The following is a 15623-nucleotide window of genomic DNA, read 5'->3' on the forward strand; positions in this document are numbered from 1 at the left end:
GGCGGGGAGTGCGGCTCGGGTCCTGGTGCCGAGGCTCATGCCGGGTGGGGGTGTGTCGGCGACCTTGGTCCAGAGGTTGGTCTCGGGCGGGCGGGGTGCGCCGCTCTTGGCGGGGAGTTCTCCGACGGCTGGGGCCGGTGCGAGGGGCGGGAGTGGTCCGGTGGTGTCGGGACCGATTCTCACGACGGGCGGGAGTGGTTCGGCGGTGTCGGGGCCGAGTCCCGTGCCGGCGGGGAGTGCGGCTCGGGTCCTGGTGCCGAGGCTCATGCCGGGTGGGGGTGTGTCGGCGACCTTGGTCCAGAGGTTGGTCTCGGGCGGGCGGGGTTCACCGGTCTCGGTGGGGAGTTCCCTGACGGCTGAGACCGCTGCGAGGGGCGGGAGTGGTCCGGTGGTGTCGGGGCCGATCCTCACGGCGGGCGGGAGTGGTTCGGCCGGCTCGGCGCCGGGGCGCATGTCGGCCCGCCGCGCTTCGGCGGCCGCGGTCCTGGTGGTGAGGCTCGTCACCGTCGGCAGCGGCACCGTGTCCCTGGGCGCGGGACCCGCACCGGTGCGTGCCGCCTCGGCGGCGTCGACATCGAGGAGCGCGTCGGTGCTCGGCGCCTCCGTCAGGTCCGTTCTCAGGGTCAGGTGCACCGAGGGAGTCCGGGCCGGGCCCGTTCTCTGGGCCGCCCGGTCGGTCGACGCGGTCGACCGGCCCTTCAGGGGCGCCTGCTGGAGGGGGACAGGGCGCGGCGCGGGGCGTCTCGGGGGAGCCGGATTCCTCAGGTCCGGCTCCCCCGCCCCGTCGGGTGCTTCCAGTCGTGCGACGCCGCACGGTACGACCCCCGTCGCGTACGGCAGTTGGAGCACCCCCTCCGTGGTCCACAGTCCGGTGCCGGGCAACCAGCCCTCGGGCGCCTGGCGATGGTGGATCCGGCGCTCCGACGGGCGCCACACACCCACCCAGGTGCTGCCCGGCCCGTCGATGCGCAGGGCGACGGCGCAGGACTCCGGGGTCAGCACCTGTCCCGGCTGGATCGCGAACGGGGTGATCGAGCAGCCCGTCGCGGTCAGGCAGTCCGGGAAGCGGACGGGCAGGGTGCTGCCGAGCACGCCCCAGCCAAGACGTTCCCGGCCGGGGGACGGCGCGTCGGAACGGATGAGGAGAAGCCCGCTGTCCGCGTCCGCGAGAAGCAGCCGGTCGTTGCTGTGCTCGGCGATCTGGAGGAGCGGCGACACCTCTCCGCCGCGTTCCAGGTCGACGACCACGGTCTTGGTGCGGCCGTTCTGGACGCGGTCCAGCGCGAGCAGGCGTCCCGTGCCGTCCAGCCACACCCCTCCCGAGCAGTGGCCCGGTACTTCGGCCAGATACTCGGGGCCGAAGGCGCCGCCCGCCACCAGCCACACCGCCGTGGATCCCCGGCCCACGGCGAGGGCGTACGCGCGTTCCCCGTCCGGCGCGGGCGGCAGCAGCCGCAGCCGGGTGCCGGCGTCGGGGCACTCCACCGCGCCGAGTGGGAGCTCGCCGGTGCCGGGACCGGTCGGGTAGAGGAGGGAGAAGGCGTGGCGTCCGTCGGCCGCGCGATGGATCAGCACCCGTCCGTCGGTCAGCGGCAACACCTCGGTGCCGGGCTCCTCGGGCTGAGGGCCGGGCAGCGGCACGGCGTACGGCTCGGGGCCGTCCAGCGTCCAGCGCTCCGGGTACCAGGACTCGCCGTCGCGCGCGAGCCGCGCCCCGTAGGCGCCGTCGACGGTGATCACGCACAGGGGACGGGCAGGCCACCGACTCGCGTCGTCGCCGTACTCGCCGCCGTTCTCGCGCTCGCTCTGCACCACGGGCTCCGTCGCACCGGCCGTCATCGTTCGGTCACCTCCGGCGACGAAGGTAGTTTTCGCACGCACAGACGTGGGACCGACGGGCTGCCGCTTCACACATAAGGGTGGCCACATCGGGATTCGCCTGAGGGAACGGGGGCGGATGTGCTGAACGATGGTGGGGAGACCGGGCCAGGAGCGGCGGGAACCGCGTTCCGTCCGCCGTCCGGGTGCCGGTCCCGCGGTCCGCGAACGGTCGGACAAGGACGTAAGCCAGGTAGCCTTTCCCCGTGCCCCGTCTGTCTGAAGTCATCGCCGCGCTCGACACCCTCTGGCCTCCGGAGCAGGCCGAGCCGTGGGACGCGGTCGGCACCGTCTGCGGCGACCCCGACCAGGAGGTCACGCGCGTGCTGTTCGCCGTCGACCCGGTCCGGGACATCGTCGACGAGGCGATGAAGCTGGACGCCGACCTGCTCGTCACCCACCACCCGCTCTATCTGCGCGGTACGACGACCGTGGCGGCCGGCACCTTCAAGGGCCGCGTCGTGCACACGTTGATCAAGAACGACATCGCGCTGCACGTCGCCCACACCAACGCGGACCGCGCCGACCCGGGAGTCAGCGACGCCCTGGCCGGGGCGCTGGACCTGCGGGTCGTACGGCCCCTCGTGCCGGACGCCACCGACCCCGAGGGGCGCCGCGGCCTCGGCCGCGTCTGTGAGCTGGACCACCCGCTGACCGTGCGCGAGCTCGCCGAGCGGGCCGCCGAGCGGCTGCCCGCCACCGCGCAGGGCATCCGCGTCGCGGGCGACCCCGAGGCGCTGGTCCGCACCGTCGCGGTCAGCGGCGGCTCCGGGGACAGCCTCTTCGACGACGTGCGCGCCGCGGGCGTGGACGCCTTCCTCACCGCGGACCTGCGCCACCACCCGGTCTCCGAGGCCCGCGCCCACAGTCCTCTCGCGCTGCTCGACGCGGCGCACTGGGCCACCGAGTGGCCCTGGTGCGAGCTGGCCGCCGCCCAGCTCGACGAGATCTCCGACCGGAAGGGATGGGGACTGCGCGTCCACGTCTCCCGGACGGTCACCGACCCCTGGACCGCCCACGCGGCCTCTCACCACGACACATCAGGAGCCCCCAACTGAACGCCGAGCCCGCCGACCAGATCCGACTTCTCGACGTCCAGGCCCTCGACGCCCGCCTGCAGCAGCTCGCGCACAAGCGGAGGTCGCTGCCCGAGCACGCCGAGATCGAGTCGCTGAACAAGGACCTCACGCAGCTGCGCGACCTGCTCGTCGCCGCACAGACCGAGGAGAGCGACTGCGCCCGCGAGCAGACCAAGGCCGAGCAGGACGTCGACCAGGTGCGTCAGCGCGCCTCCCGCGACCAGCAGCGCCTCGACTCGGGTGCCGTCACCTCCCCCAAGGACCTGGAGAACCTCCAGCGCGAGATCGTCTCCCTCGCCAAGCGCCAGGGCGACCTGGAGGACGTCGTCCTCGAGGTCATGGAGCGCCGCGAGTCCGCCCAGGAGCGGGTCGCGGAGCTGACCGAGCGCGACGCCTCGGTCCAGGCGAAGATCGACGACGCGACCGCGCGCCGTGACGCCGCCTTCGAGGAGTTCGACGGCGAGGCCGCCTCGCTGACCAAGGAGCGCGAGGTCATCTCCGCGTCGGTGCCCGCCGACCTTCTCAAGCTCTACGACAAGCTGCGCCTTCAGCAGGGCGGCGTCGGCGCTGCCAAGCTCTACCAGCGCCGTTGCGAGGGCTGCCGCCTGGAGCTCAACATCACCGAGGTCAACGAGGTGAAGGCGGCGCCCCGCAACACCGTGCTGCGCTGTGAGAACTGCCACCGCATCCTCGTACGTACGTCCGAGTCCGGCCTGTAGGGAGATCGGCGCGTGCGGGAGTTCATCGTCGAGGCCGACGGCGGTTCCCGGGGCAACCCGGGGCCCGCGGGCTACGGCTCCGTGGTCATCGACGCGGCCACGGGGGAGACGCTGGCGGAGCGTGCCGAGTACATCGGCATCGCCACCAACAACGTCGCGGAGTACCGGGGTCTGGTCGCCGGGCTGGAGGCGGCCCGCGACCTCGACGCGACCGCGCGCGTCCGGGTCCGGATGGACTCCAAGCTCGTCGTCGAGCAGATGTCCGGACGCTGGAAGATCAAGCACCCGGACATGAAGCCCCTGGCGGCGGAGGCCGCCCGCGTTCTCCCGCCCTCCCAGGTCACCTACGAGTGGATGCCGCGCGAGCGGAACAAGCACGCGGACCGGCTGGCCAACGAGGCGATGGACGCCGGCAAGCGCGGCGAGACATGGTCGCCGTCGGCGTCGACGGCGGAACTGGACGCCCGGGCGGCACGGTCCGCGGCACCCGGGCCGACGGGCCCGCCCGGCGACGCGAGGGCGGGCGCGGCCAAGGCACGTGCGGCACTGGCCGGTACCCGCGCCGACGCGGAGACGCCCCGCGAGGGACGCGGGGAACCGCTCGCCCGGCCACAGCCGGCCGGCGGCCCGACGACCGCCGGCCCCGGCTCGCCCTCGTCGCGACGCGACGAACCCGCGCGGCCGGGAACCGGCGTGCACGCGGCGAAGCCGGACGACAGCGCCGCACAGCCGGTGGCCGACGCGCGGGCGGCGAAGTCGGGCGATGACGAGCGGGCCGCGCGGAACGTGGCCACCACCGCGCCGACGACCGGCTGGGGCGCGGCCCCCGACATGGGCGCGCCCGCGACCTTCGTACTCCTGCGGCACGGCGAGACCCCGCTGACCCCGCAGAAGCGGTTCTCGGGCAGCGGCGGCAGCGATCCGTCCCTGTCCGACGTGGGCCGGGAGCAGGCGGATCGGGTCGCCGCCGCGCTGGCGGCACGCGGCACCATCCAGGCGATCGTGGCTTCCCCGCTGGCCCGGACCCGGGAGACCGCGGGGGCCGTCGCCGCCCGGCTCGGCCTCGAAGTCGTCATCGAGGACGGCCTGCGCGAGACGGACTTCGGTGCCTGGGAGGGACTGACCTTCGCCGAGGTGCGCGAACGCCATCCGGAGGACCTGAACACCTGGCTCGCCTCACCGGAGGCCGAACCGACCGGCGGCGGCGAGAGCTTCGCCGCGACCGCCCACCGCATGGCGGCCACCCGCGACAAGCTGATCGCCTCCTACGCGGGCCGCACGGTCCTGCTCGTCACCCATGTCACCCCGATCAAGACCCTCGTACGGCTGGCGCTCGGCGCCCCGCCGGAGTCGCTGTTCCGGATGGAACTGTCGGCGGCGTCCCTCTCGGCGGTGGCGTACTACGCGGACGGCAACGCGAGCGTCCGGCTGTTCAACGACACGTCTCATCTGCGCTGAGCGGCACGGTGGTCAGCCGCGCCGGGCGGCACGGTCGCGCAGGATCCCGGCGGTCTCCCGGTCCGCCGGGAGGAACGCCTCCAGATGGAGCTCGGCGAGCGTGACGTCCACCGTTGTCGCGAACGACGTGAGTGTGGTGAGCAGCCTCAACTCACCCTCCGGGCACCGCAGTCGCAGCGGCACGGCGAAGCCGAGGTAGTCCGCGCCGGGTTCGCTCACCGGCACATACTCCGCCAACTCCTCCACCAGCGCGCCGAGATGCGGATCGAGGCTGCGTACGGACCGGGCCCGCAGGTTCTCCACGATGTGCCGGCCCCAGGCGTCCAGGTTCACCACGCGTGACGCCATCCCGCGCGGATGCAGGGCCAGCCGCAGGACGTTCACCGGCGGTGCCAGCAGCTCGGCTGCGGCTCCCTCGGCCAGCACGTCGAACGCCGCGTTGGCCGCGACGAGTTCACCGCGCGGTCCCGCCACCACCGCCGGATACGGCAGATGCCCTTCGAGGATGCTGTCCAGCGCCTCCCGTACGGGCTTCAGCGCGGCGGCGTCCAGCGGTGACTCGGTGTACGCGGGAGCGTAACCGGCCGCCAGGAGAAGCGCGTTGCGCTCCCGCAGGGTCAGGCCCAGTGACTCGGCGAGCCTGATCACGATCTGCCTGCCGGGCACCGAACGCCCGCGCTCGATGAAGCTGACGTACCGCTGCGTCGTGCCCGCCCGCGAGGCGAGCTCCAGCTGGCTCACCCGGCGCGCGTGCCGCCAGCGCAGCAGCTCCCGGGCGAAGGGAGGGGGTTCGGCGGAGGTACCGGTCGTCATGGGACCAGTTGTACGTCATGGGTACGGCACCCGGCCCGTCATACCTTGCCGGGAATTGAGGGGGAGCCCCGTTCCGAACAGCATGGACGCATCCACTCAGGAGCCCACCCAGGGAGCGGACATGCGCGCCTACCACCTCGAAACGCTCGGCACCGTCGACGGGATCGTCCCGCGAGAGTCGGCCCGGCCCGAACCGGGGCCCCGCGAGATCCTCGTCCGTGTCCGGGCCGTCTCCCTCAACAAGCGCGACCTGCTGATCCTGAAGGGGACCTACCCGCTGAAGGCCGTACCGGACGTGATCCCGGTGAGCGACGGAGCGGGGGAGGTCGTCGCGGTGGGAGCGGAGGTGACACGGTTCGGGGTGGGGGACCGTGTGGCGGGCACGTACTTCCCGAACTGGCTGGACGGCCGGATCACCCCGGCCCTGTTCGACCAGCCCGGCGCCACCCTCGACGGCATGCTGACCGAGTACGCGTGCCTGGGCCAGGAGGCCGCGGTCCGGGTTCCGGACCATCTGACCTGGGAGGAGGCGGCCTGTCTGCCCTGTGCCGGGGTGACCGCCTGGCAGTCCCTGACCGGCGGCGAGCCGCTCACCCCCGGCCAGGCCGTGCTCACCCTCGGCACCGGCGCGCTGTCCCTCTTCGTCGTGCAGTTCGCCAAGGCGATGGGCGCCGAGGTCATCGTGACCACATCGAGCGCTGTCAAGGCGGACCGTCTCAAGGCGCTCGGCGCGGACCACGTCGTCAACTACGCCGAGAACCCCGAATGGGGGCTTGCCGTCAGGGAGTTGACCGGCGGGCGCGGTGCCGATCTGGTCGTCGAGACCAATGGGCCCGACACCATCGAGCAGTCGATGCGAGCGGCCGCGCTCTACGGCCAGATCGTGCTCCTGATCACCGGCAACCCGCGCAGGAACGGTATCGAGATCTCCAACGCGGCCTACGCGGCGAGCCTGGCCACGATCCGCCGGGTGTTCGTGGGCAGCCGTGCGCACTTCGAGTCCATGAACAGGGCGCTGGAACTGCACGGGACCCGCCCGGTCGTGGACCGTGTGTTCGGCTTCGACGAGGTGCGGGAGGCGTTCCGGTACTACGAGAGCGGTGTGGCCTTCGGCAAGGTGGTCATCCGTGTGGGCTGAGCGAGGGTGGGCTGTGGCTGCCGGCGCAGCGCCGACGCCTCCCGTGCCAGTTCCTCCACCAGGCGCCAGTCCCGCGCCGCGATCGCGTCGGCCGGGAGCATCCAACTGCCGCCCACACAGCCCACGTTGGGGAGTGCGAGATAGTCCGGCGCACTGTCGGGGCCGATGCCGCCCGTCGGGCAGAACCGCGCCTGGGGGAGGGGCCCGGCCAGCGACTTCAGATACGCCGTGCCGCCGGCCGCCTGTGCGGGGAAGAACTTCATCTCACGCACCCCGCGTTCCAGCAGCGCCACCACCTCCGAAGTGGTGGACACCCCCGGCAGGAACGGCACGCCGGACGCCTTCATCGCGCCGAGCAGTGCGTCCGTCCAGCCGGGGCTGACCAGGAAGCGGGCGCCCGCCGCGACGGACTCCGCCACCTGTCCCGGTGTCAGTACCGTGCCCGCGCCCACCACCGCGTCCGGCACCTTTGTCGCGATGGCCCGGATCGCGTCGAGCGCGGCCGGGGTCCGCAGCGTCACCTCGATCGCGGGCAGTCCGCCGGCGACCAGGGCTCGCGCCAACGGCACGGCGTCGGCGGCGTCCGCGACCACGACGACGGGGACGACGGGCGCGAGATCCAGGACGGAGGCACGCGGAGACGGGGGCAGCGGCGAGGTCATGCCCACATCCTGCCCGGGGTCTGCACCATGCGCAAAGGTCGTTGCGCATGGTGCAACGTCATGTGCCGCTCAGTGGATCTCCCTCACCACCACGTCGAGCGCCCACGGCCTGCCCGCCCTGCCGGGGGCCTCCGCCTCCACGGCGTATCCGAGGTCCCGCAGCGCCTCCACCAGCTCCGCCGGGTCCTTCGGTGCCGTGCCCGCGGTGAGCAGGCTGCGGACGATCTTGCCCTTGGTCGCCTTGTTGAAGTGGCTGACGACGGAACGCTTCTCGACCCCGTTCACCATCTGCGCGTGCAGCACCCGGACGGTCGCCGTCCGCCCCGCGACCTCGCCCTTGGGCTTCCACGCCGCCGTGTACGCCGAGGACCGCAGGTCCAGCACCAGCCCGTCGCCCGCGGCCTCGGGGAGAGCGGTCGCCATCGGCGTACGCCAGTGCGCGCCCAGCGCTCCCAGGCCGGGCAGCCTCACGCCCATCGAGCAGCGGTACGAGGGGATGCGGTCGGTCACGCGCACCGCACCCCACAGCCCGGAGAAGACCAGCAGCGAGCGGCCCGCGCGCCGCTTGGCGGGGGTGTCCAGCGAGGCCAGGTCCAGGGCGTCGTACAGGACCCCCGTGTAGATCTCCCCGGCCGGGCGCGCGCCCGCGGTCCGCAGTTCCGTGTTCTTCGCGATCTCGCCGCGCAGGCCCTCGCTCAGTCCGAGCACCTCGCGGGCCTTCTCCTCGTCGGCCACGCACAGCTCGACCAGCTCGTCGAGAACCGCCTGGCGTGCCTCCGTGAGACCGGGCAGGGAGAGCGACTCCGTCTTGAGCGCGGTTCCCCGGCCCGAGGGGGCCTTGCCCTCGGAGGGCGGCAGCAGCACGAGCACGGTTGGTTCTCCTCACGGTGGAAATGGCCCGGCGCCAGCCTACGGTGTGCGACCGGGACGCTTTCGCCGTCCGGCAGGGCCCCACCGGACCCCACCGGCGCCGGCGCCGGCGCCCCGTCCGGGCACCCCGTCGGGCAGCCGCCCGGTCGGCTTACCGCCGCTCCCGGCCCACCCGCCGGCCGCCCGCTCGGCGTGCTCAACGGTTGCCCCCGGCCTACGCTCGATCCATGCCTCGCCGTCACGTCCGTGTCACCGGTGCACCGGAGGCTCCGCTGCGAGCCGCCCTCGGCGCTCTGCGGACCGAGCTCGGGGTGCCCGTGAGCTTCCCGGCCGAGGTCCTCGCGGAGGCCGGGCGGCCACCGCGTCTGCCCTCGTACGACGCGACGGACATCCCCCTCTTCACCATCGACCCGCCGACGTCCGACGACCTCGACCAGGCGATGCACCTGTCGCGCCGCGAGCGGGGCGGCTACCGCGTCCGGTACGCCATCGCCGACGTCGCCGCCTTCGTGGCACCCGGCGGAGCCCTGGACGCCGAGGCACACCGGCGCGTGATGACCCTCTACTTCCCGGACGGGAAGATCCCCGTCCACCCGCCCCGGCTCTCCGAGGGTTCCGCGAGCCTTCTGCCGGATCAGACCTGCCCGGCCGTCCTGTGGACGATCGACCTCGACGCGGACGGCCGTACGGAGTCGACCGGCGTCCGCCGCGCCCTGGTCCGCAGCCGCGCCAAGCTGGACTACGCGTGGGTGCAGCGGCAGATCGACGCGGGGACGGCGGAGGAACCGCTCGCCCTGCTCAAGGATGTCGGCACCCTGCGCGAGGGCCTGGAGATCGAGCGCGGCGGCATCTCGCTCAATGTGCCGGAGCAGGAGATCGTCGAGAAGGACGGGACGTACGAACTCGTCTACCGGGCCCCGCTGCCCGCCGACGGCTGGAACGCGCAGGTCTCCCTGCTCACCGGGATGGCGGCGGCCGACCTGATGCTCGCGCACGGCACGGGGGTGCTGCGGACGCTGCCCGCCGCGCCGGACGGGGCGGTCGGACGGCTGCGCCGTACCGCGCGGGCCCTGCACATCGACTGGCCGCACCACGTCTCGTACGCGCAGCTCGTCCGCTCCCTCGACCCGCACCGGCCGCACCACGCGGCCTTCCTCCTGGAGTGCACGACGCTGCTGCGCGGTGCCGGGTACACCGTCTTCCGGGACGGGGTGCTCCCCGAGGTCACCGCGCATGCCGCGGTCGCCGCGCCCTACGCCCACTGCACGGCCCCGCTGCGCCGGCTCGTCGACCGCTACAGCTCGGAGATCTGCCTCGCGGCCGCCGCCGGTGAGCCGTCTCCCGAGTGGGTCCTCGAGGCGCTCGACGCCCTGCCCAAGGAGATGGCGGAGGGCAGCCGGCGCGCGGGCACCGTCGAGCGTGAGTGCGTCGACATCGTGGAGGCCGCCCTGCTCAAGGACCGGGTCGGCGACCTCTTCGAGGGCTGCGTGGTGGACGTACAGGAGCACGAACCCACGGTCGGCACCGTGCAGTTGGAGTCTCCGGCGGTCTTCGCCCGGATCGCGGGCGGTACGACCGACCTGCCCCTGGGTGAACGACTGAGGGTCCGGCTCACCCAGGCGGACCCCGGAACGGCGAAGGTGCAGTTCGCGCCTGCGTGACCACGGGGACGAACACGCACGGTCCGTCGCCGAGCCCACCCACCGCTTCTCCCCTCCCTTCGCCGCCCCCTCCTTCCGCCGCCTCCCCGCTTCCCCCGCCTCGACGGATCTTCCCGGCGCGGCATGGAAACGGGGGACGCGCGTGTTGCCGCTCGTAGCGGCGACTTCGCCGCGGGGGAAGAGGTGACGGCGGTGACACGGGCGACGGCGACTCCGGCCGGACCGGGAGACGCGATCACGGTGCTGCGGGGCGGGACGGCCGCGGTCCTGCAGGGGCCGGCGACCGCGGCCGTACGGCGTGGGCCGACGGCGGCCGTGAAGGAAGAGGCCCGCTGGACCCGGGCCACCCTCGGCCGGGACGGCCGGCCCCTGGACCTGCTGACCGCCCGCTTCGACCAGCACCGCTACGCACCGCACGCCCACGACGAGTTCACCATCGGCGTCTGCGTCGGCGGCTCGGAGATCATCGACTACCGCGGGGGCCACATCCGGACCGGCCCGGGGTCCATCGTCGTGCTGGCCCCCGGCGAGATGCACACCGGCGGGCCCGCCGCCTGCGACGGCTACGCCTACCGGGCCCTGTACGCGGAGCCATCGCTGCTCTCCGAGGGCGCCGTCGGCGGCCTCCCGCACTTCCGTGAACCCCTCCTCGACGACCCCGAACTCGCCGCCGCGCTGCGCGTCGCGCACACCGAACTGAGCCTCTGCCCCGACCCGTTGGAGGCCGAGTCGCGCTTCCCGTGGCTCCTGGCCGCGCTGGCCCGGCGCCACTCCACGGCCCGCCCCGACCGCGACCAGGTCCCGGGTGCCGCACGCGTGGCCGACGCCGTACGGGACCGCCTGGCCGACGAACTCCAGGCCCCGCCCTCCCTCGCCTCCCTCGCCACGGACCTGGGACTGTCCCGCTACCAGCTCCTGCGCGCCTTCCGTACGACGATGGGGATACCGCCGTACGCCTGGCTGGCCCAGCACCGGGTGCACCGGGCCCGGCCGCTCCTGGAGTCGGGGCTGCGCCCCGCCGAGGTCGCCGGGCTCGTCGGCTTCGCGGACCAGGCGCATCTGACACGCTGGTTCCGCCGCGTGCTGGGGGTGACACCGGCGGCGTACCGCGCGAGCGTGTTCCCGTCGCCGTAGCGCGGACCGGTCGTGCCGCCGTAGCCCGGATCGGCCGGGCCGCCGAGACCCGGACCGCTCGGGCGTCCTGGCGTCGTGGCGCAACAGCGTTCAAGACGCCTCACCGTGCGGCGGCCGACACTGCTCCCATGACTGCACGCGGCTGGTTCCTGTTCTCCCTGATGGGAGTGGTCTGGGGCATCCCCTACCTGATGATCAAAGTGGCGGTGGACGAGCTGTCCCCGTCGGTGGTGGTGTTCACGCGGTGTCTGATCGGCGCCGCGCTGCTGCTGCCCTTCGCGATCCGGCAGGGCGGCCTGACCCGGACCGTACGGGCCCACTGGCGCCCGATGCTGGCCTTCGCGTGCATCGAGATCATGGTGCCCTGGTGGACCCTGACGGACGCCGAACGCCATCTGTCCAGCTCCACCGCGGGTCTGCTGATCGCCGGGGTGCCGATCGTCGGCGTGGCCGCGGCCCGGCTCTTCGGCGACACGGAACGACTCGGCGCCCGCCGTGTCGCGGGCCTCGCCCTCGGCCTGGGCGGCGTCGCCGTCCTCACGGCCCCGCATCTGACCGGCGGCGACGCCAGATCGCTCGTCGAGGTGCTGCTGACGGTCGTCGGCTACGCCACCGCGCCGGTCATCGCCGCGCGCCACCTCAAGGACGTGCCGTCGCTCCACCTCACGGCACCCTGCCTGGCCCTGGCGGCGCTGGTCTACGCCCCCGCGGCGGCCGTCACCCGGCCGGACGCGATACCTTCCGGACAGGTCCTGGCCGCCCTCGCGGGCCTGGGCATCATCTGCACGGCGGTCGCCTTCGTGGCCTTCCTGGAACTGATCAAGGAAGCGGGCCCGACCCGGGCGACGGTCATCACCTACGTCAACCCGGCGGTCGCGGTGGCCGCGGGCGCCGTGTTCCTCGACGAACGCCTGACCCCCGGAATCCTGGCCGCCTTCGCCCTCATCCTGGCGGGCTCGGTCCTGGCCACGGCGACGGCCGGTCCTCGGCGGCGCCCCCGCCCGGTACCATGGTCGACACGGCAGACGAGCCGGGCGGACGGCCGCGTGAAGGTTCTTGTGGACCTTCCCGAGGAACGTCCGGGCTCCACAGGGCAGGGTGATGGCTAACGGCCACCCGGGGTGACCCGCGGGACAGTGCCACAGAAAGTAGACCGCCGAGAACTCCGGTTTTCGGTAAGGGTGAAACGGTGGTGTAAGAGACCACCAGCGCTTGAGGCGACTCAGGCGGCTAGGTAAACCCCACCCGGAGCAAGGTCAAGAGGAGCCGCTGTGAAAGGCGGCTCTGCGCGGACGTTCGAGGGCTGCCCGCCCGAGTCCGCGGGTAGACCGCACGAGGCCGGCGGCAACGCCGGCCCTAGATGGATGGCCGTCTCCCCGGCCGCCGCGAGGCGACCGGGCGACAGAACCCGGCGTACAGCCCGACTCGTCTGCCGGCAGGGCTCCGGCCCGGTCCCAGGACCGGGCCGGAGCCCTTCGGCATGTCCGGGGGCAGAACCCCGCGGGGCGCGGCCGTCCGCCCCGGTTCCCGCGTTCTCAGTTCGTCACGGTGAACCAGGTGGCCCGGGACTTCTTCCACTCGGCGTGGGTGAGGTCCTTGGCCTCCGTGCCGTCGCCGTACAGGTCGGCGGAGCCGTCGTCGGTGATCAGCTGGGCGCGGGCTCCGGACACGGTGAGGTCGGGGACGTCGACGATCGCCTCCCAGCCGCCGGGGTCCGAGGTGGGCAGATCGAGGCGCTTGACCGGCGCGTGCCCGGGGACGCCGTCCCAGGAGTAGAGGGCGTACGGGTCGGAGTTGTCGTCGGCGGCCCAGGAACCGGCCACGATCAGGTACTGGTTCGACGCGTTCTTGCGGATGTCGCGGATCGCCAGGCCGCCGAGGTCGAGTTCGATCGGCGTGCCGAAGGCGGCCGACGTGCCGCTGCTCAGCACCTTGTCGAAGTTGGTGACCGGCACGACGAGGGCCTTGCCGCCGGGTACCGCGGGGGCGAGCGGCGCGCGGAAGCCGAGGTAGGCCGTGGTCGTCGAGCCCGGCGCGAACTCCAGGCCCTCCACGTTGAACCCGTCGATCTGCTTGGGCACCTGGCCGTCCTCGGTGCCCGCGGCGAAGCCGTAGCGGTCGCCGTTCGCCTCGTCCCAGGCGACGAGGTTGTCCCGCAGCTTCTTGTACGAACGGCCGTACGTGAGGGCGGTCGAGGCGCCGGAGCCGGTCACCGTGGTGGTGAAGACCGTGTTGCGGTCCGCCTTGTACTCGCCGTCCTTGTTGTTGCCGAGCGAACCCGTCCAGTAGATGGTGTCGCCGACGCGGGTGGCGGCCTCGATGTCGATCTCCTTGGAGACGCCGATCCTGGAGCCGAAGTCCCAGGTCCTGACCGGCGCGCCGGACGTCGAACGGTCGTACAGACGCAGGGTGTTGGACTCGTCGTCCGCCACGACCGCGTAGCCGCCGCCCACGTCGACGGCCGCCGAGGCGTCGCTGGAACCCGTGAAGTACCGGCTGTCGGATGCGAGTTGGACGGCGGCCGACGCCGCGTAGTGCAGCGTCTTCGTGGCCGTCCGGCCGTCGACCCCGGTCACCTTCACGGTGAGGTCGGTGTAGCCCCGGCCGCGCGCGGCGACGGCGACCTTGCGGGTGGCGCCCGTGCCGGTGACGGTCACGTCGCCCGTGGTCGCCACCGCGGTCCTGCTGCTCTTGCTGACGGTGACGGTGAGCGCGCCGACGTCGGCCCCGCTCTGCGCGACGGTCACGTTCACGGCCGGATCGGCGGTCGCGCCCACCGCGCCCGACAGATACGTGGCCGACAGCGAAAGGCTCGGCGTGCCGTAACTCGCCGCGTGTGCCTGGCTTCCCAGCCCCAGGGTCGCGAGTGTCAGTACGCCGGCGAGCATCGCCGCCGTCCTGCGGCCGGTGGGGAAAACGTAGTCCTGCACGGGGACCCTTTCGTCGGCTCTGCGTCGACGAGAAGGCTGAGCCGCGCCCGCCAACTCCAGACCGCGCGGACACGTCCGCGGAGTGAACACTTCCGGTCGCCGCAGGCACGTTCGGGACCCGGACGGCGGAGTCCCTTGCCTCGTCAGGGCGTTGGGGCCGTGCCGAGCGAGCGGCCGGCGACGGACGCGAGGTGGGCCGTGAAGGCCTCGCGCGCGTCCGGCGCGAGGGTGCGCAGCGCCACCATCGCGGTGATCACGACATCGCACAGTTCCGAGCGGACGTCGTCCCAGGTGTGGCTCACGCCCTTGCGCGGGTTCTGGCCCGTCGCGCCGATCACCGCCTGCGCGACCTCGCCGACCTCCTCCGACAGCTTCAGCACACGCAACAGCAGGCCCTCCCGGCCGCCGTGCGGCTGGTTGGCGTCCAGCCAGGTGTGCAGCCCCTCGATCGTGTCCCAGACGTCCTGACCGGGGGCGTCCGCGACCGCGTCGACGGCGGTCTGCCCGGCCGGCGCGGCGGGGGCGCGCACCACTCCGTCGGCGTCGTCGTGTGCGGCCGGAGCGTGTGCGATGTCATCAGCCATGGACCCAGCCTCCCCAGCCCGAGGAGAACCGACTCCTACTCGTCGAACAGGGCCTCCTGCTCGCCCTCGCGTGCCTTGCGCACCCGGTTGTTCCGGATGCCGACGACGACCGCGGTGACCGCCGCCGTCGTACCGAGCGCGATCGGCACCATCCAGCCGCGGTTCACCGCGTGGCCCATCAGGTGGTCGAGGGACAGCCGGCCCGGACCCGTCACCGCGAGGCCGGCCGCCGCCAGGCCGAGCGACGCCGTGTACTCGTAGCCACCGCTCTGGGCGAAGAACCCGTTCGGTACGTGCACGGCCGCCGCGCCCGCCATCGCACCGGCGGCCGCGGCGCCCGCCGCGGGCGTGGCGAGGCCCAGCGCCAGCAGCGTGCCACCGCCCGCCTCCGCGAGGCCCGCCGCCGTGGCGCTCGTCCTCCCGGGCGAGTAGCCCATGGCCTCCATGGCCGCTCCGGTGCCCTCGATGCCGCCTCCGCCGAACCAGCCGAACAGCTTCTGCGCCCCGTGCGCGGCCAGTACGCCGCCCGTGCTCAGACGGAGCAGCAGCAGTCCCAGATCACGCCGGTCGATACAGGTCACGGTGACTCCCAGAGCAGACAGCGGCAACGGTTCCCTCCCGGGTCTCCACCGTCGCACCGATGGGACGGGTCCGGCGTGCCCGCGCCGCCGTTCGGGTGGCGGGTGCGGGGGACCGG

12 protein-coding genes, 1 other RNA gene and 2 pseudogenes are annotated in these 15623 nt (G+C 73.3%); 8 read left to right on the forward strand and 7 right to left on the reverse strand.

What is annotated here, in order from left to right:
- Positions 1–690: 690 nt before the first annotated feature.
- Positions 691–1839: pseudogene (locus ACWD68_RS11475) on the reverse strand (hypothetical protein); the annotation flags it as partial.
- Positions 1840–2084: 245 nt separating this feature from the next.
- Here ACWD68_RS11475 and ACWD68_RS11480 point away from each other — a divergent pair.
- From ACWD68_RS11480 to ACWD68_RS11490, 3 genes are read left to right on the forward strand one after another with little or no spacing between them, the layout of a single operon-like run.
- The gene (locus ACWD68_RS11480; RefSeq protein WP_451806214.1) at positions 2085–2936 is read left to right on the forward strand and encodes a Nif3-like dinuclear metal center hexameric protein; all 852 of its coding nucleotides are present in this window, start codon (positions 2085–2087) and stop codon (positions 2934–2936) included.
- Positions 2933–3676, forward strand: coding sequence for a zinc ribbon domain-containing protein (locus tag ACWD68_RS11485; RefSeq protein ID WP_451806299.1), 744 nt, complete (start codon positions 2933–2935; stop codon positions 3674–3676). The genes ACWD68_RS11480 and ACWD68_RS11485 overlap by 4 nt, the downstream gene beginning before the upstream one ends.
- Positions 3677–3688: 12 nt before the next feature.
- Positions 3689–5134, forward strand: coding sequence for a bifunctional RNase H/acid phosphatase (locus tag ACWD68_RS11490; RefSeq protein WP_451806215.1), 1446 nt, complete (start codon positions 3689–3691; stop codon positions 5132–5134).
- 12 nt (positions 5135–5146) lie between these two features.
- On the opposite strand, the gene ACWD68_RS11495 is transcribed toward ACWD68_RS11490, so the two are convergent.
- Positions 5147–5947, reverse strand: coding sequence for a helix-turn-helix domain-containing protein (locus ACWD68_RS11495; protein WP_451806216.1), 801 nt, complete (start codon positions 5945–5947; stop codon positions 5147–5149).
- Between the two features lie 121 nt (positions 5948–6068).
- On the opposite strand from ACWD68_RS11495, the gene ACWD68_RS11500 reads away from it, so the two are divergent.
- Entirely contained in the window at positions 6069–7085 is a 1017-nt protein-coding gene (locus tag ACWD68_RS11500) for a zinc-dependent alcohol dehydrogenase family protein (RefSeq protein ID WP_451806217.1), read from the forward strand.
- Here the strand turns inward: ACWD68_RS11500 and eda are convergent.
- Positions 7037–7747: a bifunctional 4-hydroxy-2-oxoglutarate aldolase/2-dehydro-3-deoxy-phosphogluconate aldolase gene (gene eda, locus ACWD68_RS11505; protein WP_451806218.1), complete on the reverse strand. Its 711-nt coding sequence runs from the start codon at positions 7745–7747 to the stop codon at positions 7037–7039. The genes ACWD68_RS11500 and eda overlap by 49 nt on opposite strands.
- Before the next feature lie 69 nt (positions 7748–7816).
- Positions 7817–8617, reverse strand: a complete 801-nt coding sequence (gene yaaA, locus ACWD68_RS11510) for a peroxide stress protein YaaA (RefSeq protein WP_451806219.1) — start codon at positions 8615–8617, stop codon at positions 7817–7819.
- Between the two features lie 227 nt (positions 8618–8844).
- On the opposite strand from yaaA, the gene ACWD68_RS11515 reads away from it, so the two are divergent.
- The 4 genes and pseudogenes from ACWD68_RS11515 to rnpB all read left to right on the forward strand — a co-directional run bounded on the left by ACWD68_RS11515 (position 8845) and on the right by rnpB (position 12844).
- Positions 8845–10278 (forward strand): RNB domain-containing ribonuclease, encoded by a 1434-nt coding sequence (locus ACWD68_RS11515; protein ID WP_451806220.1) that lies wholly within the window; start codon positions 8845–8847, stop codon positions 10276–10278.
- 315 nt (positions 10279–10593) lie between these two features.
- A complete protein-coding gene (locus ACWD68_RS11520; protein WP_451806300.1) occupies positions 10594–11412 on the forward strand; it encodes an AraC family transcriptional regulator in 819 nt (272 codons plus the stop codon).
- 191 nt (positions 11413–11603) lie between these two features.
- Positions 11604–12368: pseudogene (locus tag ACWD68_RS11525) on the forward strand (DMT family transporter); the annotation flags it as partial.
- A 70-nt stretch (positions 12369–12438) separates the two neighbouring features.
- Positions 12439–12844: RNase P RNA component class A (gene rnpB, locus ACWD68_RS11530), an RNA gene on the forward strand.
- A 103-nt stretch (positions 12845–12947) separates the two neighbouring features.
- Here the strand turns inward: rnpB and ACWD68_RS11535 are convergent.
- The 3 genes from ACWD68_RS11535 to ACWD68_RS11545 form a co-directional block, all read right to left on the reverse strand.
- Positions 12948–14300, reverse strand: a complete 1353-nt coding sequence (locus ACWD68_RS11535; RefSeq protein WP_451806301.1) for a hypothetical protein — start codon at positions 14298–14300, stop codon at positions 12948–12950.
- Between the two features lie 185 nt (positions 14301–14485).
- Positions 14486–14926 carry a MazG-like family protein gene (locus tag ACWD68_RS11540; RefSeq protein ID WP_451806221.1) on the reverse strand — a complete coding sequence of 147 codons (441 nt, stop codon included), beginning with the start codon at positions 14924–14926 and terminating at the stop codon, positions 14486–14488.
- Between the two features lie 35 nt (positions 14927–14961).
- The gene (locus ACWD68_RS11545; RefSeq protein ID WP_451806222.1) at positions 14962–15507 is read right to left on the reverse strand and encodes a DoxX family protein; all 546 of its coding nucleotides are present in this window, start codon (positions 15505–15507) and stop codon (positions 14962–14964) included.
- Between the last annotated feature and the right edge of the window lie 116 nt (positions 15508–15623).

Source organism: Streptomyces sp. NPDC005141 (assembly GCF_053599975.1).

Coding starts and splice junctions, on each gene's coding strand:
- ACWD68_RS11515 (WP_451806220.1), top strand. CDS start 8,845: ATGCCTCGCCGTCACGTCCGTGTCACCGGTGCACCGGAGGCTCCGCTG.
- ACWD68_RS11540 (WP_451806221.1), bottom strand. CDS start 14,926: ATGGCTGATGACATCGCACACGCTCCGGCCGCACACGACGACGCCGAC.
- eda (WP_451806218.1), bottom strand. CDS start 7,747: ATGACCTCGCCGCTGCCCCCGTCTCCGCGTGCCTCCGTCCTGGATCTC.
- ACWD68_RS11500 (WP_451806217.1), top strand. CDS start 6,069: ATGCGCGCCTACCACCTCGAAACGCTCGGCACCGTCGACGGGATCGTC.
- ACWD68_RS11535 (WP_451806301.1), bottom strand. CDS start 14,300: ATGCTCGCCGGCGTACTGACACTCGCGACCCTGGGGCTGGGAAGCCAG.
- ACWD68_RS11495 (WP_451806216.1), bottom strand. CDS start 5,947: ATGACGACCGGTACCTCCGCCGAACCCCCTCCCTTCGCCCGGGAGCTG.